Consider the following 21,426-nt stretch of genomic DNA (forward strand, 5'->3'; position numbering starts at 1 on the left):
GCGCAGGCCACGCATGCACGTGCGGGTCAGGCGCGGGCCAGGACCTGCAGTATTTCGGCCGTCTCCTCACGGGTCTGCCAAGCGCTGTTGCCAAGGGTGAGCATGCGTGCGGCGAAGTCACGTGCATTGGGCACGTCCTCCTGCGGCACGATGCCACGCAGGTAGGCGTAGTCGGGCAGGGCATGGATGAACATGCGGCTGGCACCGAGGCCGCGCGGCCACAGGTCGTCCAGCGCGGCATCGCGCGCGCGCTGGCTGGGCAGCAGCAGCATCAGCATCGGCCAGGTGCCGCCGGTGCCGGCCAGGCCATCGACCACCTCCACCGCCGGCAGTTGTGCCAGCTGCACGCGCAACTGCAGTGCGCGCAGGCGCCCGGCCTGCAGGAACGCCGGCAATCGCCGCGCGGCATGGGCACCGATGTTCTGTCGCCATCGACTGACCCGGTGCTGCGGTATGTCCAGCGGGAAAATGTCACCGACCGCGTCTTCCAGATCGCCACGCTGCAGTGCGCTGCGCAGCGGATTGCCGTACACCAGCGACAGCAGCGAGGGGCGATAGCAGGCGGCAAGGCCAAGCAGCTGCACACTGCGAAGCAGCTCCCAGCGCAGGTTGAAGCGCACCTGTTCGGCGGCATGCTCGGCCAGTTCGGCGCGCAGTTCGTCATCGCGGCTGACCAGCAGGCCGCCTTCGTGCAGGCTCAGCCCCTTGCCGGCGGCCAGGCTGAAGAATCCGATGTCGCCACGCAGGCCGACACTGCTGTTGCCCACCCGTGCGCCCAGCGCCTGTGCGGCATCTTCGATGACCCAGGCGCCGGCGCTGCTGGCGATGTCGCAGGCCCGTTCGACATCGGCGATGCGACCGCCGAGGTGGGTTGGCAGGATGGCCAACGTACGCGCATCGGCCAACCGTTCGAGCTGGCCGGGATCGAAGTCGAAGTGGCCGCGCCGGGTATCGCACAGCTGCACGCGCAGGCCGAGGCTGTGCACCGCGATCGGCACCAGCGGACAGGTGTAGGCCGGCATGATCACCGTGTCGCGCCTGGGCGCGCGCTTGCGCAAGGTGCGCAGGGCGATCAGCAGCGCGTGCGTGCCGGAACAGGTCAGCTGCAGCGGCGGCGTGCCCAGCTGGTTGGCCAGGATCCCGCGCAGGTCACCACCACCGGGAAGGAAGTCGGTGGCCTGCATCGGCAGGCCGGCGGTCGGTGGCAGTTCGCGCGCGAACAGGCTCATCGCAGCCCGCTCACGAGGTGCTTTCGGCGGGGCTGTGCGGGTCGTCCGCTTCCGCGCGACCGAGGCAGACGATGCCGGCCACGATCAGGACCGCACCTACCAGGTGGTGCAGGGTCAGTGGCTCGTTCAACAGCCACGCCGACAGCAGCAGCACGCTGATCACTTCCAGGTGCGAGGCAGCGAATGCGGGGCCGATCGGCGCATGCCGCAGCAGGCTCATCCAGGTGAAGAACGCACCCACGTAGCCCAGGACGGCGCCGTACACCCATGGTTGCGACAGCACGCGCAGCAGCCAGGCGGTGTTGGCCTCGACCGGCAGGGCCGCCTCACCGGCGTACTTGAAGCACAGCTGGGCCAGCGTGTCGAAGGCCATCAGCAGCGGAAAACCGATCACATACAGGCGCCTCATGAGCCGGCCCCCACCACCGCCACGCCGGCTGTGACCAGCAGCATCCCGGTCACCCGCAATGGCGTGAGCTTCTCGCGGAACAGGATGCGGCCGGCGATCATCAGCGCCACGATGTTGATCGAGCCCAGCAGCACGCCCTTGGACAGCGGAACCAGTGACAGGAAGGCGATCCAGGCGACGAACTCAAGCACGTAACAGGCGATGCCGATCCACAGCCAGGGGCGGCTGAGCATGTGCTTCCAGCGCTGCAGTCCCTCGCCCTCCTGCGGGTCGCTGGCGGCGGCCTTGAAGGCGAGCTGGCCACCGGTATCGAGCACGACATTGGCCAGCCACAGCAGCGTGGCAAGTGCCCCCATCTCAGGCCACCGCCTTGAGGACGCCGCTGCGTTCACCGATCCCGGTGAAGAAGCGCGCGCTGCGGCGGATCACCTCGCGGCGTTCGCGGTCGATCGTGATCATGTGGTAGCTGTCCTCCAGCACCACCAGTTCCTTCGGGCCACTGACCCGCGACATCACCAGTTCGGCATTGCCCATGCTGGCCACGTCGTCTTCGCGCGCGTGCATCACCAGGCACGGGGCGGTGACCTGGTGCAGGTGGCGGCGGGTCCAGTTGCTCAGCGCACGCATCTCGGCCAGCGCGTGCCAGGGATTGCCCGGAAGGCCTGCCGCCGCGCTGTCGCCGGACAGCATGGCGGCGCTGACCTGCGCACGCAGGCGCTCGTCGCGCAGGCCGTACGGCGGTTCTTCCATGAACATGCGGTCGCGGCCGATGTTGAAGCGCTTGAACCACGGCAGCAGGAACGAGAGGCGGGCGACAGCGGGTATGTTCCAGCCGTCGTAGCGGAACGTGGCGCCATACACGCCGACGCCGGACACCCAGTCCGGTCGTCGAGCAGCAAGTGCCAGCGACAGCACCGCGCCCATCGACAGGCCACCGACGAACAGCTGGTCGACCTTGCCGCGCAGGCTTGCCGCCGCATCTTCCACGCCCTGGTACCACTGTTCCCAGGTGGTCGCCAGCAGGTCATCCACGGTGCCACAATGGCCGGGCAGCTGCACGCCGTGTACGGTGAAGCCGGCGTTGTTCAGCCCTTTGCCCAGCATGCGCATTTCCGCCGGGGTACCGGTCAGGCCGTGAACCAGCAGCACGCCCTGCGGGCCACCGGGGAGGAAGAAGTCGTGCGAGTCGGTCACCTGGCGGCTCCGGGACGGCAGTGGGGAGGGTCAGGATCGCAACCGCGATTTTCGCCAGCCTTTCAGCGCCCCGGTCCGGGTCAGGGGGCCTTCAGCAGCGGCAGTGTGATGGCGACCTTGAGTCCGCCGCCGGGGCGGTTGAGGAAGGTCAGGCGCCCGCCGAAGTGCTCCACCGCCTCGTGGGCGATGGCCAGGCCCAGGCCGGTGCCGCTGGCGGTGGTGCCGGGGGCGCGGAAGAAGCGCTCACCCAGCCGCGGCATCACGTCCTCGGGTACGCCGGGCCCGTTGTCCTCCACGTACAGTTCGACGTCATTGTCATCCAGCGCGTGCACGCCGACGGTGACGGTCGCATCGCGGCCGGCATAGCGCAGCGCATTGTCGATCAGGTTGTCCAGTGCTTCCTGCAGCTGGGCACCGTTGCCGAGCACGCGCAGCGGCTGGGGGCTGCCGCGGTAACCCAGATCGATGCCATCGCGGATCGCTTCAGGCACGCGTGTACCGACCCACTGCGGCACCCGTTCGCACAGGTCCAGTGCCTCCACCGTCTCCGGCACGGTCTGGGCCCGGCTCAGCGCCAGCAGCTGGGTGCTGACCCGCGCGGTGCGCTGGTTGAGCCGGCGGATGTGCTGCAGTGCCTCGCGCACCGTGTCCGGGTCGCCATGCGCCAGTGCCTGGTCCACGTGCAGGGCCATGCCGGCCAACGGCGAGCGCAGCTGGTGCGCGGCGTCGGCGATGAAACGGTTCTGCAGGGTGATCATTTCCGCCTGGCGGGCAAACAGATCGTCGATGGTGCTGATCAGTGGCTGGATTTCCTCCGGCACGTCGGCGTCGGAGATCCGCGCCAGTTCGCCGCGGCGCTGTGCCAGGCGGGTCCTCAGCGGGGTCAGGATGCGCAGGCCATGGGTCACCCCGAACCAGACCAGCGCGGCAGTGCCCAGCGCCAGCATGGTCATCAGCGGGATGATGATCATCAGGATCTCTCGCGCGCGCTGGCGTCGTTCGGCCATGCTTTCGGCCACGGTCACCGCCAGCTGGTCCTGCGGATCGTTCATCGCACGCGTGCAGACGGTGGCCATGCGCACCGGCTGGCCGTTGAGAATGCCATCGTACAGGGTGGGGTCCACGCCGGTGCATTCCTGCGAAGGCGCGTAGGCACTGAAATCTGCATTGCCGCTGAGCGTCCCCTGGCGGCTGCTGTCGACGTTGAAATAGCGATGGCCGTCGGGTTCGTACTCGATCAGGAAGCGCGCCTGCGGAGACAGGTCGCTGGTCACCGGCATGGTGCTCAGCATCTGCGCGAACGAGTGCGTGTCGTCGATCAGGTTGCGGTCGTGGATGCGGTTGGAATAGTCCAGCGCAACGTAATAGGCCAGGATCGTATTGAAGGTGAGAAGGCCCAGCATCGGCAACGCCAGGAAGGCGAGCAGGCGCCGGCGCAGGCTGGGCGGTCCACTGATCACGGGGCGCTGTCGTCCTGCGCATCTTCCAGCATGTAGCCCAGCCCGCGCACGGTGCGGATGCCCATGCCGCCCGGCTGCAGCTTGCGGCGCAGGCGGTGCAGGGCGATGTCCAGGCCGTTGTCGGTCAGGTCCTGGCCCCAGTCGCACAGCGCTTCCACCAGTTGCGCGCGTGACACGATGCGCTCTGCACGCACCGCCAGCGCCGACAGCAGGCCGAACTCGCGTGCGGTCAGTTCAAGTGATTGGTCGTCGATCCATACACGGTGCCCGGCCAGGTCCAGGCGCAAGCGGCCGATGCGCAGGTCCGGATTGCCATTGCTGGTGACCCGCCGCAGCTGTGCACGCACGCGGGCTTCGAATTCATCCAGTGCGAACGGCTTGACCAGGTAGTCGTCGGCACCGAGGTCGAGCACGCGCACCCGCTCGGCCAGGCCGTCACGCGCGGTCACCACCAGCACCGCCAGGCCATCGCCACGCTGGCGCAGTCGTTGCAGCACGTCGCGGCCATCCAGTTGCGGCAGCCCCAGGTCCAGCACCAGCAGTGCATACTGGGTCGAGCCCAGTGCTGCATCGGCGTGCGCACCGTTGTCGACGTGGTCGACCACGTGCCCCTGCCGGCGCAGCGAGGCGCACAGGCCGGAGGCGATGTCCGGGTCGTCTTCAGCAATCAGAACGCGCATGCGCGGGGCTCCTGTAACGGTCAGGCCCACCGGCTGGACGGGGCGGGCCTCTCGGCTGCCGAAGGGTAGCCGCAAACCGGGTGAAGGTGGAGCGCGCCGGCACCTCCCGGCGCCGTCACGCTGTCCCTCCATTCAGTCCTGCAGCCCCGGCTCACCCAGCGCCAGCGGCATCCGGGAGCCATCCAGCAGGCCACGGCTGAGCTTGCCCTCCTCGATGAACAGCAGTTCGCCGTTCTCGCCGTTCTTGATGCTGCTGTCGATGGCGATCACGCGGTCGCCGTGGAAGCTGCTGACGTGTGGCATCGACGTATGGCCGACCACGATGCGCTTGAGCTGCAGGCGGTCGAGCACGGCCTGCACACCCGCGGTGTCAAGGCGGCCATCGAAATAGCCGCGGTACCAGATCGGGCTGGTCTTGCCGTCATACAGCGGTGCGGTGGCCGGGTCGGCCTTCACTTCGGCCTTGGGCAGGCCCAGCGAGGCCTGGTAGGCCGCGTTGGTGCGTGCCGGGTCCAGCGCCAGCTGCACCGCCTCGGGCGAGATGCCGCCGTGCAGGAACAGGGTATCGCCGATCTTCAGCAGTACCGGTCGGGTGCGCAGCCACTGCCCGATCACCGAGTCGGCGCCATACAGCTGCGGGTAGCTGCGGCCCAGCAGCTGGGCGCTGCGCAGGTACTTGGGGTTGACGTAGCGCAGGTCGTCGTACAGCACCATGGTTTCGTGGTTGCCGAGCACGAAGTGCACGGCGCCACCGGCGGCGGCCGCCTGCTGCTGCAGGCCGTAGAGCAGCCAGAACGCCTCGGTCACCTGCGGGCCGCGGTCGAACACGTCGCCGGCGATGACCAGCGTGTCCTTGCCCAGCGCCCAGCGATCCTGCGCGTCGATCACGTGATGGGCACGCAGCAGGCGCACCAGCAACCCGTACTGGCCGTGAATGTCGGACAGCGCGACGATGCGCGGTGTGGCCGGCAGCACCGAGACCGAGGCTGCATTCGGCGCAGCCACATGCACGGTGTGTTCGTAGCCGCAGCGCGGTGCGATATCGGTCCCTGTTGCCCCGGAGGCAAGCGTGCGCGATTCGACCTTGTCGGCGCAGATCCACTTGGCCTGCACCCGGTCGCCCTGGCGGAACACATAGGGGCCATCGGCCTGCACGTGGTCGGCGGGCGCGGCAACCTCGCGGGCCTGCGTGGTTCCGGCGCTGCAGGCCAGCAACGGCAGCAGCAGGGCGGTCATCAGGGAAGAGCGATAGCGCGACATCGTCGTTGTCCGGCGGCGGAAACATCCGATGCTAACCGGCGCGACCGGGTCGCGGTGTGCGCGAATGGGCGGGTCAGGCGCTGTGCCCGTCGTCCCTGAGCTTGCGCACACGGGTGGCGGCGGCCTGCAGGGGCCGACCGTCGCGCCCGCGCGGCTGCATGTACGGCAGCGGTCGCCGCGTGCTGGATTCGATCAGCTGCGAATGAGCTTCGTCTGCACCGAAGCGATGGCGTTCACCCCATTGGCGCAGCGCGACCAGCACCGGGAACAGCGCCTGGCCCGCGGCGGTGAGCACGTATTCCTGGTAGGCCGAGCCGTCGGAGGCCGGTTGCAGTTGCAGGATGCCGGCCTCGACCAGCCTGCGCAGGCGATCGCTGAGGATGTTGCGGGCGGCGCCCAGGCTGCGCTGGAAGTCGCCGAAGCGGCTGACGCCGTCGAAGGCATCGCGGATCACCAGCAGTGCCCAGCGATCACCGAGCAGGTCGGCGCTGCGGGCAACGGGGCAGGGGCTGTCTGCGTGCATGGCGGTCTCCGTCCTATGTGGTTGCAGTTTAAAACCAAAGTAGCTAGCCTGCATCTGGTTTCAATATGAAACCAGATGACGAATGCCATGCCGATTCCACGCCCCCTGCTGGTGCTGCTTGCGGTTGCCGCCGGCGCCAGCGTTGCCAACGTCTATTACGCGCAGCCGCTGCTGGATCAGCTTGCACACGCCTTCGCGCTGGAGCGGGCGGTTGCCGGCGCGGTGCTGGCCGCGACCCAGGCCGGCAGCGTGCTGGCATTGCTCGGGTTGCTGCCGCTGGCTGATCGCGGTGACCGGCGGCACCTGCTGCGGCTGCAGCTGGCGGCACTGGTCGCGGCCCTGCTGTGGCTGGCAGCGGCACGCACGGCCGGTTGGCTGTTGTCGGGCCTGCTGCTGGCCGGGCTGTTGGGCACCGCGCTGACCCAAGGCTTGATCGCCTACACGGCAGCGATGGCTCCGGCCGCGCAGCGCGGGCGCGTGGTGGGGGTGGTGCAGGGCGGGGTGTTCATCGGGTTGCTGCTGGCGCGCGTGCTGTCCGGCACGGTGGCGGCCATTGCCGGCTGGCAAGCAGTCTATCTGCTGTCGGCAGCGCTGATGGCGACCCTGGCCGCACTGCTGTGGCGGCGCCTGCCGGCGGTGCCGATACCCGTGGTGCCGCCGCGTTGGCGCGACCTGATCGGCTCGATGCTGGGCATGCTGCGCCGGGATCGAACGCTGCGCGAGCGCGGTCCACTGGCGTTGCTGCTGTATGCCGGACTCAACGTGTTCTGGGCGGCGGCCCCCTTGCCGCTGTCGGCCCCACCGCTGCAGTGGTCCACTGCGGCCATCGGTGCGCTCGGCCTGGCTGGGGTGGCAGGTGCATTGATGGCGTCGCGGGTCGGGCACTGGATGGACCGCGGTTTTGCCGATCGGGTCAGTCTTGGCGCGCTGCTGTTGATGCTGGTCGCGTGGTGGCCGCTGCTGGGCCTGCCGCAGTCGCTGTCGTTGCTGCTGCTGGGCGTGATCGTGCTCGATCTGGGTGGGCAGGCGCTGCATGTCTCGAACCAGGCGCTGCTGCTGCGCGCGCCGGGCGAGCAGCATGGACGCCTGGTGGCGCTTTACATGCTCTTCTATGCGGTGGGTAGTGGTGCCGGTGCGGCTGCCGGGCCCTGGGTGCACGCCCGGCACGGCTGGCCTGCCGTGTGCCTGCTGGGCGCCGGCATCGCGCTGCTGGCGCTGCTGTGGTGGGCAGCGTGGCGGAGGCGGGCGGTGAAAGCAGCGGCTGCCGCGCGAATCGGTAGAGTCGACTGTTAGTCGACTGCTCCTCGTTCCGACGGCGAAAAGCTCCGCGCTGCGCGCGGTAGTACTAACAGTCGACTCTATCCGCCACCGGGATTCTTCATTTCCGCCAGTTCAGCGCTGCAACGCGCGCCGCCCCGGCGCTTCCTGCAGGTCGGCGCTGGCCACCACCACGCGGTTGCGGCCGCTGCGCTTGGCCTCGTACATCGCCGCGTCGGCACGTGCCATCAAGCGTTCGTAGTCCGGGTGGCCATCATGGCCGGCCACGCCGATGCTGGCAGTCAGCGACAGAACCTGGCCGTTGGCCAGTGCCACTGGCGACTGCGCGATCTGCCGGCGCAGGCTCTCGGCGATCACCGAGGCCTGTGACTCACTGGCGGCAACCAGCACCACCACGAACTCCTCGCCGCCGTAGCGGAACAGGTAGTCGCTGCCGCGGGTCAGCTGGCCGAGCAGGCCGGCCACGTGCTGCAACGCGCGGTCGCCGGCATCGTGGCCGTGGCCGTCGTTGATCGCCTTGAAGTGATCCAGGTCGAGCAGCAGCAGCGAGAACGGCGTGCGGTTGCGCGTGGCCAGCTCGATCTCCCTGCGCAGCACGGTAGGCAGGAAGCGGCGGTTGAGCAGGTTGGTCAGGGCATCGCTGCCGGCATCCAGTTCACCGATGCGTTCGAACAACAGCGTCATCAGGGTACGGATGGCGGCCAGGTCCTCGCGGATGGCCGGCAGCACCGCCAGTCGTTGCGCCGGGGTGTCATGGCTTGCCCGCTGCAGGTTGCCGTCGATGCGGGCCATCAGTTGGCCGACCTGCTGGGTTTCGCTGCTCTCGCCGAAGCTGGGGATGCCCTTGTGGGTGAACCACAGGCCGAATTCCGAGGTCGCCAGGCTGGCGCTTTCGCTGGCCTGCACGTGGCCGGCGAGTGCGTACAGCAGGGCGTTCTCCCAGTCCAGCAGCAGTGCACGCTGACGCTCGCGTTCAGTACCGACATTCTGCACCAGCGAGAACAACCGGTAGGCAGCATCGGCGCGGGTGGAGCGCTCACGTGCATGGGTGTAGGCCAGGGTCATGCCTTCCATGGCGATGTCCATGATCGCGCTGAGGCAGTCGATGGCGGCGAACGCGGTGGCGCTGTCGGGCGCGTCGTCGCGCAGGCGCACGAACAGCTCGTGCTTGAGTACGCGCGCGCCTCGGGTGACCAGGTCGACCGGAATGCCGACCCGGGCATGCACATCGCCGATCACCCGTTGCGAGGCAACGGTGGCGGCAATGCCGTCGGCATCGGTGGTCAGCAGCTGCACCAGCCAGCGCTGCATGGCCGGTTGCAGGCGTTGCTTGACCTGATCGTGGGACAGGAAGCGGCGTGCACGCCCGTCCTGCAACAGCACTTCGTAGAAGCGTTGGGCCAACGCCGGCGGGGCATCGGTTGCGGCGGCGTGCAGCAGCGCGGTGGCGGCAGGGCCGGCCTGTTGCAGGCAGTGCTGCCAGGCCTCGGCCAGCGGCTGGCTGGCATCGTCCAGTTGGGGTGGTTCCACGTCGATCTCTGACTGCGTACGGCAAACCACGGGTATCGGCCGCGGTGGCGTGCGGTTGATGGTGGGCAAGCCGGCCAGTTTAAGCGCGATGCAGGGTCGTCCGGCACGCAGGTCACATCACGCCTGCGGTAGCAATGAGCGAACGCATTTGAGAATCACTCGCATTGATGGGAGAATGCGCGCACGGATCGGGCCGCAGGCGACTGCAGCGACGCTCCGCCTCCCCCTCGTCGTTGCCTCAAGCCCTTTGCCAGAGGCCCCGTTGCCCTGCCAGAAGGTCCAGATCATGTCTCCTGCCGTTGTCCTCTCGCCGCGCCCGCTGGCGCTCGCCGTTGCCGCCCTGCTGGCGGGCAGCGCCCTGACCGCCCAGGCTGAAGCCGACGCCACCGATATCGACACGGTGCACGTCACCGCCTCGCAGATTGCCCGCCAGGCGTTGGGTACCTCGACCATCACCGCCGAGGACATCGCCAAGCGCCCACCGGCCAACGACATCGCCGAACTGCTGCGCACCATGCCGGGCGTCAACCTCACCGGCAACAGCGCCTCGGGCCAGTATGGCAACAACCGCCAGATCGACCTGCGCGGCATGGGCCCGGAAAACACCCTGATCCTGGTCGACGGCAAGCGCATCGGTGCGCGCGATGCCGTGCGCATGGGCCGCAGTGGCGAGCGCAACACGCGCGGCGACACCAACTGGGTGCCGGCGGAGATGATCGAGCGCATCGAAGTGCTGCGCGGACCGGCGGCGGCACGCTATGGCTCCGGTGCTTCCGGTGGCGTGGTCAACATCATCACCAAGCGCCCGACCGGCGACCTGACCGGTGCGGTCGACCTGTACGGGCTGGTGCCCGAACACAGCGCCGAAGGTGGCAGCGAGCGCGTCGGCCTGCAGCTGAGTGGGCCGATGACCGACACGCTGTCGTTCCGCCTGTACGGCAACCTCAACAAGACCGACGCCGATTCACTCGATCTCAACCGCCAGTACGCCACCCAGCCGAACGCAGTGCCACCGGCTGGCCGCGAGGGCGTCAAGAACCGCGACATCAACGCGCTGCTGCGCTGGGACGTGACCGCCGACCAGGTGGTCGAGTTCGAGGCCGGCACCAGCCGCCAGGGCAACATCTATGCTGGTGACCGCGCGGTCAGCACCACCGGCACTTCGACCGGCATCGATCTGGCCGCCCTGGCCGACGGCAAGGCGGAAACCAACCGCATGTACCGCAACACCGGCGCGATCACCCATCGTGGCCGCTGGGGCGATGTCACCTCGCGGGTGACCGCTGCAGTTGAAGCGGTGAACAACTCGCGCATCAATGAAGGCCTGGCCGGTGGCCCGGAAGGCAGCTTCAACGGCACCGACTGGTCGACCTCGCGCCTGCGCAACTACCAGCTGGATGGCGAAGTGAGCTTCCCGACCACGCTGGGCGGCGCCGAGAACATCTGGACGTTGGGCTTTGAATACCTGGACAGCCGGCTGACCGACCCGTACTCGATGAGCCAGTCCAGCAGCAGCGGCGGTGGCATCCCGGGGCTGTCGGCCGATCGTGCGCGCGGCAAGGCCGATGCGCAGACCACGGCGGTGTTCGTGGAAGACAACATCTACCTGGGTGAGCGCTGGATCGTTACCCCGGGCCTGCGTTTTGACCACCACAGCCAGTTCGGCAACAACACCAGCCCCAGCCTCAATGCGCAGTTCCGCATCAGCAGCGACTGGGTGGTGAAGGGCGGCATCGCCCGCGCGTTCAAGGCGCCGAACCTGTACCAGTCGAATCCGGACTATCTGTACTACACCCGTGGCAACGGCTGCCCGAATGCGCTGCCGAGCCTGGGCGCCGGTTGCTACATGCGCGGCAACGCAGACCTGAAGGCGGAAACCAGCCTGAACAAGGAACTGGGCATCGAGTGGGCACCGCAGAGCGGCTGGCAGGCGTCGTTGACCTACTTCCACAACGATTACAAGGACAAGATCCAGGCCGGCTACACCCAGATCGGGCTGACCGCCGACACCAAGGGCCGCATCTTCCGCTGGGAGAACGCGCCGAAGGCGATCGTGCAGGGGCTGGAAGGCAACCTGGTCATTCCGCTGCTGGGCGAGCAGGGCAACCGCCTGAAGTGGAGCAACAACTTCACCTACATGGTGGAAAACGAGAACAAGACCACGCACCAGCCGTTGTCGGTGATCCCGAAGTACACGATCAACACCATGCTGGACTGGCAGGCCACCGACAGGCTGTCCGTGCTGCTGACCGGCACCTTCTACGGCAAGCAGGAACCGGCCACGACCAACATCAACAACGACCCGCGCTGCACCGGCAGCTGCGATGCATCGATCGCGCTGCAGGATCGTGGCGCGTACAACATCTGGGGCGTGAGCGCGCGCTACAAGGTGACCGAGACGGTCAGCTTCGGCTTCGGCGTGAACAACCTGGCCGACAAGCGCCTGTTCCGCGAGGCCAACAGCAGTGATGCCGGGGCGGCGACCTACAACGAGCCGGGCCGCGCGTACTGGGCCAGCCTGCGCTTCGGCTTCTGACCGCAGGCCGGCGTCGATCTGCAGCCCTCGCCGGGCCATGCCCGACGAGGGCTCGTGTGGCCTGCAATGTTATAAACATCGTAATAGTCTCCTCCGCCGGCACCGCGTAGCCTGCACCGCATCGCAAAGGAGCTGTTGCCATGGGCCACGACCACGATCACCTGCCATCCCAGATCCGCCACGAGAATCCCTTGTGGTGGGCACTCGGCCTGACCACCACCTTCCTCGTCGTCGAAGTGGTGGGCGCGTTCTGGACCAACAGCCTGGCGCTGTTGTCCGACGCCGCGCACATGGCCACCGATGCGCTGGCGCTGATGATCGCGCTGGTCGCGGTACGGTTGAGCCGGCGCCCGCCGGATGCGCGCCGCACCTACGGCTATGCACGGCTGGAAGCGTTGGGCGCGATGATCAACGGTGCCATGCTGTTCGTGGTCGCCGCCTACATCCTGTGGGAGGCGGTCGGCCGCTTCCGCCAGCCGCAGGAGATCGCCTCCTCCGGCATGCTGGTGATCGCGGCTGCGGGCCTGGTCATCAACCTGATCTCGATGCGCCTGCTGCGGGCGGGCAGTGGCGAGAGCCTCAACGTGAAGGGCGCCTACCTGGAAGTGTGGGCCGACATGCTCGGCTCGGTGGCTGTGATTGCGGGCGCATTGTTGATCAAGTGGACCGGATGGAAACCGATCGACCCGATCCTGGCCGTGCTGATCGGCCTGTGGGTGCTACCGCGTACCTACGTGCTGATGCGCGAGGCGATCAACGTGCTGCTGGAAGGCGTGCCCAAGGGCATGGACGTGGCCAAGGTGCGCGACAGCCTGTCCGGCCACGTCGCAGTCCTGGACGTGCATGACCTGCACGTGTGGGCGCTGGCTTCCAGCACGCCGGCGCTGACCGCGCACATTGTGATGCGCGACGGCACCGACGCCGATGCGTTGCGCCGCGAGCTGGGCGGTCGCCTGCATGATGACTTCGGTATCGAGCACGTGACGCTGCAGATCGAGGCGGACCACTGCGGCGAAGCCTGTGGCGAACCGGCGCCGGCCAACGGCGGCGGACACAAGGGCCATGAGGGCCACGACCACGGGGAGGACGCGCAGGGCCATCGTGGCCACGTGCATCGTTGATCGACGATTGACGCGCGCGCCGGGAGATGGCCGGCGCAGCTATTCGTCCCGCCGCGAGGCCAGCCGATCCGCCAGCCGGGTTGGCTCCGGCAACCGGTAGCCGCGCAGGGTGCGCTGCACCCAGCCCAGCGCGGTATCGGCACTGACCCGATGGCCACCGGCCACGAACAGCGGCTTGCAGCGCACCTTGCTGCGCAGCACCCAGCCCAGTTGCTCGTCGCCATCCAGCAGCGGTGTATGCGCACCAGCTTCGGCGCCCGGTTCGACGAACCTTCCCACCAGTTTCGATTTCGCCACGCCGATGCTCGGCAGATCGGTGACCACGCCCAGATGCGCGGCGACGCCCAGCCGGCGCGGATGGCTGATGCCGTGGCCATCGACGAACACCAGGTCCGGCGTTCGTGGCAGCAGTGCCAGTGCGGCCAGCAGTGCCGGCAGCTCGCGGAAGCTGAGCAGGCCCGGGATATAGGGCATGAGTGTAGGAATCCGCGCGATCTCCTGCGCCACGGGCTGCAGCGTCCTTGCATCCAGCAGCACCGCCGCGGCGCGGGTAATGGCACCGTTGTCCTCGAATCCGACATCCAGCCCGGCCAGCCAGCGCACCTTGCGTGGCAGGCGGTCCTGGCGTTCCACGCGGCCGGCCAGCTGCAGCTGTTGCGCTCGAGCGGCGGTGACGCTGCCTTCCCAGCGCCCGGGGTCGATCACCGTATTCATTGGCTGCAGCATCGCATGCGCGGCGCCACGGCACGGTGAGCGGCCACCGGGGCTACAATGGCGGCCTGCCTTTCCTCGCGTTGGAGACCCTGCAGTGACCCGTAAACTCGTACTGTTGCGCCATGGCCAGAGCCAGTGGAACCTGGACAACCGCTTCACCGGCTGGGTCGATGTCGACCTGACCGAGCAGGGGCGCCGGGAAGCGGCTGCCGCCGGTCGCCTGATGCGCGAGGAAGGCCTGCAGTTCGACGTCGCCCATACCTCCGTGCTGAAGCGCGCCATCCACACCCTGCAGGGTGCGCTGGCCGAGCTGGAGCAGGACTGGCTGCCGGTGAACAAGTCCTGGCGCCTCAACGAGCGCCACTACGGCGGCCTGCAGGGCCTGGACAAGGCCGAGACCGCTGCCAAGCACGGCGAAGAGCAGGTCAAGGTGTGGCGTCGTTCGTACGACATCCCGCCGCCGCCGATGGACCTGGAAGATCCGGGCCACCCGATCCATGACCGCCGTTACGCCGGCCTGGACCGCAACGCGCTGCCGGGCACCGAATCGCTGGCCACCACCCTGGACCGCGTGCTGCCGTACTGGCACGACGCCATCGCGCCGCAGCTGAAGGACGGCAAGACCGTGCTGGTCACCGCCCACGGCAACTCGCTGCGTGCGTTGTACAAGTACCTCAACAACGTCTCGCGCGAGGAAATCCTCGAGCTTAACATCCCGACCGGCATCCCGCTGCTGTTCGAACTGAACGATGACCTGACCGTGCAGTCGTTCCGCTACCTGGGCGACCCGGAAGCGGCGCGCAAGGCCGCCGAAGCCGTAGCCAACCAGGGCAAGGCGAAATAAGAAACAGAAGGCCGGCGCAAGCCGGCCCTTCTTTTTGTAGAGCCGAGCCCACGCTCGGCTGCTTTGGGCCTTTGCCGCAGGAAGCATGAACCCGGAACGGAGAGCAGTCGAGCATGGCTCGACTCTACAGAAGGACGCTCTGTGACCTTTGGCCGGTCCCCAACCTCACGCCCCCGGCTACCCTGTGAAATTACCCGCAGGAGAGCCTCATGAACGTCCGCAACCTGGTCCCGCTGGGCCTGACCATCGCCATCGCTGCCTCGCTGGCCGCCTGTGGCAAGAACGAAACCGCGCCGGCGGCCAGTGCCGACGCCAAGCCGGCCTTCGACCTGTCGCAGATCAAGACGCCGCTGATCTCGCTCAACAGCGCCGACCTCGATCCGGCCATTTCGGCCTGTACCGACCTCAATGGCTTCGTCAACAGCAAGTGGCTGAAGGCCAACCCGGTGCCGGGCGACCAGACCACCTGGGGCAGCTTCGAGATCCTGCGCGAGCGCTCGCTGGAAGTGCAGCACGCGCTGGTGCAGCAGGCCGCCGCCAGCCAGGCCAAGGCCGGCTCGGTGGAAGCCAAGATCGGTGACATCTGGAAGACCGGCAACGACGAGGCCAAGATCGAAGCCGCCGGCCTGGCGCCGCTGCAGCCGCAGCTGGACAAGATCACCGCGCTGAACGACACCGCCGCCATCACCCAGTACCTGCGCGACAGCCAGGCCGAAGGCAAGGGCGTGTTGTTCTCGCTGTTCGCCAATGCCGACTACAAGGATTCGGCCAACGTCATCGCCTATGTCGGCCAGGGCGGCCTGGGCCTGCCGGAGAAGGGCTATTACTTCGACGATGCGCAGGCCAAGATCCGCGACGCCTACGTGGCCTACATCGCACAGGTGCTGACCCTGTCCGGTGTGGACGCGGCGCAGGCCGCCGAGCAGGCCAAGGCCGTGATGGCCTTCGAAACCCGCCTGGCCAAGGCCTCGATGTCGCGCATCGAAATGCGTGACCCGGCCAAGCGCTACAACCCGCTCAGCGCCGCCGACGCCGACAGGCTGACCCCGAACTTCAGCTGGACCGCGCTGTTCGACACCCTGAAGGTACCGGCCGCGCAGAAGTTCTCGCTGGCCCAGCCGGGCTTCTTCGGTGAAATGGACAAAATGCTCGCCGACGTGCCGGCCAGCACCTGGCAGGCCTACCTGCGCTTCCACACCATCGACGATGCCGCGCCGTACCTGAGCAGCCAGTTCGAGAAGGCCAACTTCGATTTCTACGGCACCACCCTGCGTGGCCAGAAGGAAATGCAGCCGCGCTGGAAGCGCGTGCTGGAGTCGGTCAACGGTGGCATGGGTGAAGCCTTGGGCCAGCTGTACGTCGACGCCGTGTTCCCGGCCGAGTCGAAGGTGGCCATGCAGCACCTGGTGGAGAACCTGTCGCAGGCATTGAAGGCGCGGCTGGAGCAGCTGCCGTGGATGGGCGAGGAAACCAGGAAGAAGGCACTGGAAAAGTGGGCCAGCTTCACCCCGAAGATCGGTTACCCGGACAAGTGGCGTGACTGGTCGGGCCTGCAGACCAACGGCGACAGCTACCTGGGCAACATGCAGGCAGCACGCGCGTTCAACTACCGCCACATGCTGGACAAGATCGGCAAGCCGGTGGACAAGACCGAGTGGGGCATGACGCCGCAGACCGTCAATGCGTACTACAACGCCACCAAGAACGAGATCGTGTTCCCGGCGGCGATCCTGCAGGCGCCGTTCTTCGACGCCAAGGCCGATCCGGCGCTGAACTACGGCGGCATCGGCGCAGTCATCGGCCACGAGATGATGCACGGCTACGACGACTCGGGCAGCCAGTTCGCCGCCAACGGCAACTTCGACAACTGGTGGACGGACGCCGACCGCAAGGCCTTCACCGAGCGTACCGACCAGCTGGTCGCGCAGTTCGACGGCTACGAGTCGGTGCCGGGCGTGTTCGTGAAGGGCAAGCTGACCCTGGGCGAGAACATCGGCGACCTGGGCGGCCTGACCGTGGCCTATGACGCGCTGCAGATGGCGCTGAAGGAAGACCCGAAGGCCAATGTCGAAGTTGACGGCTATAGCCAGGATCAGCGTTTCTTCATGAACTGGGCCACCGTGTGGCGCCGCAACTTCACCGATGGTGAGCTGCGCGTGCGCCTGAACACCGATCCGCACGCGCCGGCCAACTTCCGTGCCAACGGTGCGCCGTCGAACATGCCGTCCTTCGCTGCGGCGTTCCAGTGCAAGGCGGGTGATGCGATGGTGCGCGCCGACGACAAGCGTGTGGTGATCTGGTAATCGATCACCCGTGACGCGTGGAGCGAAAGGCCCGGCGAACGCCGGGCCTTTCGTTTGCCCGGCCGATCTCAGGCCAGCGCCGGTTCCCGCTCCAGCATGCGATGGAAGCGTTGCAGCACGTACGGATCCACCAGCCCGCCGGCCTGCTCGTCGATGATCCGCAATGCGGCCTCATGCTCCATCGCGTCGCGATACGGGCGCACGCTGGTCATCGCATCGTAGGCATCGGCGATGGTGACGATGCGCGCGCCCAGCGGGATGGATTCGCCGCGCAGCCCATCGGGGTAGCCGCTGCCATCGAAGGCCTCGTGATGGGCGCGGATCAGCCGCGCCACCGGCAAGGCGTCGCTGCGGCCGGTGGCCAGGAAGATGTGTTCGCCGCGTACCGGATGCTCGCGCATGATCGCGCGCTCCTCGTCGGTATGCCGGCGGGGTGCCAGCAGCACGTCATCGGGTATGCCGATCTTGCCGATGTCATGGAAGCGCGCGGCCAGGCCGATCTGCGCACGGGCCTCGTCATCAAGATCGCAGTGCGTGGCCAGGCGCTGCGCGAGCAGGCCAACGCGGTCGCAGTGGTGGCGGGTGTAGGCGTCGCGCATCTGCAGCGACATCGAGAGGGCATCGATCAGGCAGGCCTGCGCGTGCATCAGGTCGGGGGCGGGTACGGCGTCAGGGAACATGGTCATCCGCCCGCACCGGGTGGGGACCGGTGCGGGGTGTTCGGGGGGCGATCAACCCGGGGCAAGTGTGGTCAGAAGGGCGCGGGCCGCATTGAAGCGGTCTTCCGGCAACGGCAGCGGGTGCTTGATGCGCAGCTTGTCGGGCCCTTCCATGGCATAGAGGTTCGGTTGTTTCTGGATCAGCTGGATCACCGCCATCGGATCGATGTTCGGCTTGGACTCGAACACGATGCGGCCGCCGTTCTCGCCCAGGTCGAGCTTGCGGATGCCCAGCGTATTGGCTTTCAGCTTCAGCTCGGCGATGGCGAACAGGTGCTTGGCTGCATCCGGCAGCAGGCCGAAGCGGTCGATCATCTCCACCTGCAGTTCGCGCAGTGCATCGCTGTCGCGCGCGCTTGAAATGCGCTTGTACAGGGTCAGGCGGGTGTGCACGTCCGGCAGGTAGTCTTCCGGGATCAGTGCCGGCACATGCAGCTCGACCTCGGCGCCGCGCACTTCCTCACCGGCATCCAGGTCGGGCAGCTTGCCCTGCTTGATGCTGCGTACCGCGCGTTCCAGCAGCTCCGTATACAGGCTGAAGCCGACCTCGGCCATCTGCCCGCTCTGGTCCTCGCCAAGCAGTTCACCGGCGCCGCGGATTTCCAGATCGTGCGTGGCCAGGGTGAAGCCGGCGCCCAGCTCGTCCATCGAGGCGATCGCTTCCAGGCGCTTCTCGGCGTCGGGGGTGATCGCGCGACGGTCGGGGGTGATCAGGTAGGCGTAGGCACGGTGGTGCGAACGGCCCACGCGGCCACGCAGCTGGTGCAGCTGGGCCAGGCCGAAGCGGTCGGCACGGTTGATGATGATGGTGTTGGCGTTGGGGATGTCGATGCCCGATTCGATGATCGTGGTCGACAGCAGCACGTTGAAACGCTGCTTCTGGAAATCCAGCATCACCTTTTCCAGTTCGCGCTCGGGCATCTGCCCGTGGGCGATGCCGATGCGTGCCTCCGGCACCAGCTCGGACAGCTCGCGCTGCATGCGGCCGATGCTCTCCACGTCGTTGTGCAGGAAGTACAGCTGGCCACCGCGCGCCAGTTCGCGCTGGAAGGCTTCGCGCAGCAGCGCGTTGTCCCACTGGGTGATGAACGTCTGCACCGCCAGCCGGTTCGGCGGTGGCGTGGCGATGATCGACAGGTCACGCAGGCCGGCCATGGCCATGTTCAAGGTGCGCGGGATCGGCGTGGCGGTCAGGGTCAGCAGGTGCACATTGGCGCGCAGCGCCTTCAGCGCCTCCTTCTGGCGCACGCCGAATCGCTGCTCCTCGTCGACGATGACCATGCCCAGGTCCTTGAACTTCACGTCCGGCTGCAGCAGGCGATGGGTGCCGACGATGACGTCGATGGTGCCAGCGGCCACCTTCTCCAGTTCGGCCTTGATTTCCTTGCTGGTCTTGAAGCGCGACAGCACTTCGACCTTCAGCGGGTAATCGGCGAAACGGTCGCGGAAGTTGCGGTAATGCTGCTCGGCCAGCAGCGTGGTCGGCACCAGCACCGCCACCTGCTTGCCGGCACTGGCCGCAGCAAATGCAGCGCGCACCGCCACCTCGGTCTTGCCGAAGCCGACGTCGCCGCAGACCACGCGGTCCATCGGCTGGCTGCTGGCCAGGTCGCGCAGGGTGGCATCGATCGCGGCCAGCTGGTCGGGGGTTTCCTCGAACGGGAAACCGGCGGCGAACGGCTCGTACATCGCGCGGTCCACCTGCAGTGCCAGGCCGGCACGCGCCTGGCGGCGGGCCTGGATCTCCAGCAGTTCGGCGGCCACATCGCGCACCTTCTCCGCGGCCTTGCGCTTGGCCTTGCTCCACTGCTCGCCACCGAGCGAATGCAGCGGTGCGGTTTCCGCCGAAGCACCGGAGTAACGGCTGATCAGGTGCAGCTGGGCGACCGGTACATACAGGCGGTCGCCCTTGGCATATTCGATCTCGAGGAACTCGCCCGGCATGCCGCCGACGTCCATCGCGATCAGGCCACGGTAGCGGCCGACGCCATGGTCCTCGTGCACGATCGGCGCACCCTCGGTCAGCTCGCCGAGGTCGCGGATGATCGCCTCCGGCTCGCGACCGGCACGGCGCGTGCGGCGGGTGCTGCCGGCGCGCTCGGGGAACAGCTGGCGCTCGGTCAGCACCGCGATGCGCGGATCGTCCAGCGCGAAGCCATCTTCCAGCGGCGCCACTGCGATCGCGAAGCGCGCATCGCTAGCGAGGAAACCGGGCAGGTCGGCCACCACCGGCGGCTTCAGCTCGGCGGCCTGCAGCACTTCCAGCAGTGCCTCGCGGCGGCCGGGCGAATCGGCGGCGATCAGTACCCGGCCCGGGTAGTGGCCGAGGAAGGATTTCAGCGCATCGCCGGCGGGGGCTTCGCGTGCGGCCACCGGCAGCGGGGGCAGCGGCTGGTCGCCCAGCGCGTGCGCGTCGGCGATGCGTGCGTGGTCGGCGGCCCATACCTCGATGCGCGGGGCATCGTTCAGGCGCTCGCGCAGCAGCTCCGGCGACAGGTACAGCGCCGACGGTGGCAGCAGCGGCCGTTCCACATCGTGGCGGCGCTGCTCATAACGCTCGCTGGTCTGCGCCCAGAACGCCTCGGCGGCTTCGCCGGCACCGGCACAGACCACCGGCAGGCTGCCGCTGGGCAGGTAGTCGAACAGGGTTGCGGTGCGCTCGAAGAACAGCGGCAGGTAGTACTCGACGCCGGCCGGCGCCAGCCCGGATTTCAGATCCTGGTACAGCGCGCTGCGCCGGGTATCGACATCGAAGCGCTCGCGCAGCGTGGCCAGCACGCGGGCGATGCTGGCCTCGTCCATGGGCACTTCGCGGCCCGGCAGCATGTGCACGGCCTCGACCCTGTCCAGCGAACGCTGGCTTTCCGGATCGAAGGCACGGATCGAATCGATGTCCTCGTCCAGCAGTTCCACCCGCAGCGGCTCGTCGGCGCCCATCGGGAACACGTCGAGCAGGCCGCCGCGCACGGCGAAGTCACCCGGGTCCATCACCTGCGGCACGTTGCGGTAGCCGGCGCTTTCCAGGCGGCGCTTCTCGGCTTCCAGATCCAGGCGCTGGCCGACCTTCAGGTCGAAGCTGCCACCAATGACGTAGCTGCGCGGGGCCAGCTGCTGCAGCAGGGTCTGCACCGGCACGATCACCAGGCCACGCTTCAGCGTGGGCAGGCGGTGCAGGGCAGCCAGGCGCTGCGAGATGATGTCCGGATGCGGGCTGAAGCGGTCGTAGGGCAGGGTTTCCCAGTCCGGGAAGGCGACCACCGGCAGGGCCGGGTCGCCACCGAGCAGGGTCTGCAGGTCGGCTTCGAGCTGGTTGGCGCCGTGGTTGTCACGGGCGATCACCAGCAGCGGAGCGTCGTGCACGCGCGCTGCCTGGGCCAGGTACCAGGCCAGTGCGGTGGGCGAGGCGGGGGCGCGCCACCAGGCGCGGAGCTGGCCGGCGCGCGGCAGCGGCGGGGCGGGGTATGAGGTACGCGACATGGACCCCGGATTTTAGCAGAAGCCCGATCCGGCTCCTGTGCGTCGCGCCGGCCGGATGCCGGCAGCCTCATGTGCCGTTGGCGGAGCGGAATGCCGGCCAGCGGCTGGCACTACCGGGAGACGTGGCCGGGCAGGGCCCGGCGCATCCG

17 protein-coding genes are annotated in these 21,426 nt (G+C 67.9%); 5 read left to right on the forward strand and 12 right to left on the reverse strand.

The features are described 5' to 3' along the window. Positions 1 to 26 precede the first annotated feature (26 nt). The 8 genes from AC5P8U_RS10040 to AC5P8U_RS10075 form a co-directional block, all read right to left on the reverse strand. On the reverse strand, positions 27 to 1,229 hold the full coding sequence (locus tag AC5P8U_RS10040) for a DegT/DnrJ/EryC1/StrS family aminotransferase (protein ID WP_072166859.1): 1,203 nt from the start codon (positions 1,227 to 1,229) through the stop codon (positions 27 to 29). Positions 1,230 to 1,239: 10 nt separating this feature from the next. Further along, complete coding sequence (locus AC5P8U_RS10045; protein ID WP_088496398.1) at positions 1,240 to 1,638, reverse strand: DMT family transporter; 399 nt, start codon at positions 1,636 to 1,638, stop codon at positions 1,240 to 1,242. Further along, complete coding sequence (locus AC5P8U_RS10050) at positions 1,635 to 1,994, reverse strand: EamA family transporter (protein ID WP_021202495.1); 360 nt, start codon at positions 1,992 to 1,994, stop codon at positions 1,635 to 1,637. Before AC5P8U_RS10050 ends, AC5P8U_RS10045 begins: the two co-directional genes overlap by 4 nt. 1 nt (position 1,995) lies before the next feature. After that, the gene (locus AC5P8U_RS10055; RefSeq protein ID WP_005415777.1) at positions 1,996 to 2,832 is read right to left on the reverse strand and encodes an alpha/beta hydrolase; all 837 of its coding nucleotides are present in this window, start codon (positions 2,830 to 2,832) and stop codon (positions 1,996 to 1,998) included. Between the two features lie 80 nt (positions 2,833 to 2,912). After that, positions 2,913 to 4,292: a sensor histidine kinase gene (locus AC5P8U_RS10060; RefSeq protein WP_447897062.1), complete on the reverse strand. Its 1,380-nt coding sequence runs from the start codon at positions 4,290 to 4,292 to the stop codon at positions 2,913 to 2,915. Beyond that, positions 4,289 to 4,972 carry a response regulator gene (locus tag AC5P8U_RS10065; RefSeq protein WP_008265770.1) on the reverse strand — a complete coding sequence of 228 codons (684 nt, stop codon included), beginning with the start codon at positions 4,970 to 4,972 and terminating at the stop codon, positions 4,289 to 4,291. Before AC5P8U_RS10065 ends, AC5P8U_RS10060 begins: the two co-directional genes overlap by 4 nt. Positions 4,973 to 5,104: 132 nt before the next feature. After that, entirely contained in the window at positions 5,105 to 6,232 is a 1,128-nt protein-coding gene (locus AC5P8U_RS10070; RefSeq protein ID WP_072166857.1) for a metallophosphoesterase, read from the reverse strand. Positions 6,233 to 6,305: 73 nt separating this feature from the next. Beyond that, complete coding sequence (locus AC5P8U_RS10075) at positions 6,306 to 6,755, reverse strand: winged helix-turn-helix transcriptional regulator (RefSeq protein WP_072166856.1); 450 nt, start codon at positions 6,753 to 6,755, stop codon at positions 6,306 to 6,308. 75 nt (positions 6,756 to 6,830) lie between these two features. On the opposite strand from AC5P8U_RS10075, the gene AC5P8U_RS10080 reads away from it, so the two are divergent. After that, positions 6,831 to 8,048 carry an MFS transporter gene (locus AC5P8U_RS10080; RefSeq protein ID WP_188241160.1) on the forward strand — a complete coding sequence of 406 codons (1,218 nt, stop codon included), beginning with the start codon at positions 6,831 to 6,833 and terminating at the stop codon, positions 8,046 to 8,048. Positions 8,049 to 8,147: 99 nt separating this feature from the next. Here AC5P8U_RS10080 and AC5P8U_RS10085 read toward each other — a convergent pair whose 3' ends face one another. Then, a complete protein-coding gene (locus AC5P8U_RS10085) occupies positions 8,148 to 9,563 on the reverse strand; it encodes a GGDEF domain-containing protein (protein WP_188241159.1) in 1,416 nt (471 codons plus the stop codon). A 286-nt stretch (positions 9,564 to 9,849) separates the two neighbouring features. Here AC5P8U_RS10085 and AC5P8U_RS10090 point away from each other — a divergent pair, with 286 nt between their 5' ends. Next, positions 9,850 to 12,099, forward strand: coding sequence for a TonB-dependent siderophore receptor (locus tag AC5P8U_RS10090; RefSeq protein ID WP_447897063.1), 2,250 nt, complete (start codon positions 9,850 to 9,852; stop codon positions 12,097 to 12,099). A gap of 140 nt (positions 12,100 to 12,239) precedes the next feature. Continuing rightward, positions 12,240 to 13,220: a cation diffusion facilitator family transporter gene (locus AC5P8U_RS10095; RefSeq protein WP_188241157.1), complete on the forward strand. Its 981-nt coding sequence runs from the start codon at positions 12,240 to 12,242 to the stop codon at positions 13,218 to 13,220. Positions 13,221 to 13,259: 39 nt separating this feature from the next. Here AC5P8U_RS10095 and nfi read toward each other — a convergent pair whose 3' ends face one another. Continuing rightward, on the reverse strand, positions 13,260 to 13,934 hold the full coding sequence (gene nfi, locus AC5P8U_RS10100) for a deoxyribonuclease V (RefSeq protein ID WP_188241156.1): 675 nt from the start codon (positions 13,932 to 13,934) through the stop codon (positions 13,260 to 13,262). Positions 13,935 to 14,028: 94 nt separating this feature from the next. Between nfi and gpmA the strand changes: the two genes are divergently transcribed. Further along, positions 14,029 to 14,778: a 2,3-diphosphoglycerate-dependent phosphoglycerate mutase gene (gpmA, locus tag AC5P8U_RS10105; protein ID WP_014036448.1), complete on the forward strand. Its 750-nt coding sequence runs from the start codon at positions 14,029 to 14,031 to the stop codon at positions 14,776 to 14,778. Between the two features lie 209 nt (positions 14,779 to 14,987). Further along, positions 14,988 to 17,081, forward strand: coding sequence for a M13 family metallopeptidase (locus tag AC5P8U_RS10110; RefSeq protein WP_088496911.1), 2,094 nt, complete (start codon positions 14,988 to 14,990; stop codon positions 17,079 to 17,081). 68 nt (positions 17,082 to 17,149) lie between these two features. Here AC5P8U_RS10110 and AC5P8U_RS10115 read toward each other — a convergent pair whose 3' ends face one another. Next, entirely contained in the window at positions 17,150 to 17,767 is a 618-nt protein-coding gene (locus AC5P8U_RS10115) for an HD-GYP domain-containing protein (RefSeq protein ID WP_088496912.1), read from the reverse strand. A 45-nt stretch (positions 17,768 to 17,812) separates the two neighbouring features. After that, positions 17,813 to 21,277 carry a transcription-repair coupling factor gene (gene mfd, locus AC5P8U_RS10120; protein WP_353762313.1) on the reverse strand — a complete coding sequence of 1,155 codons (3,465 nt, stop codon included), beginning with the start codon at positions 21,275 to 21,277 and terminating at the stop codon, positions 17,813 to 17,815. Between the last annotated feature and the right edge of the window lie 149 nt (positions 21,278 to 21,426).

It is taken from the genome of Stenotrophomonas sp. YJH_SMC_81 (assembly GCF_059370875.1).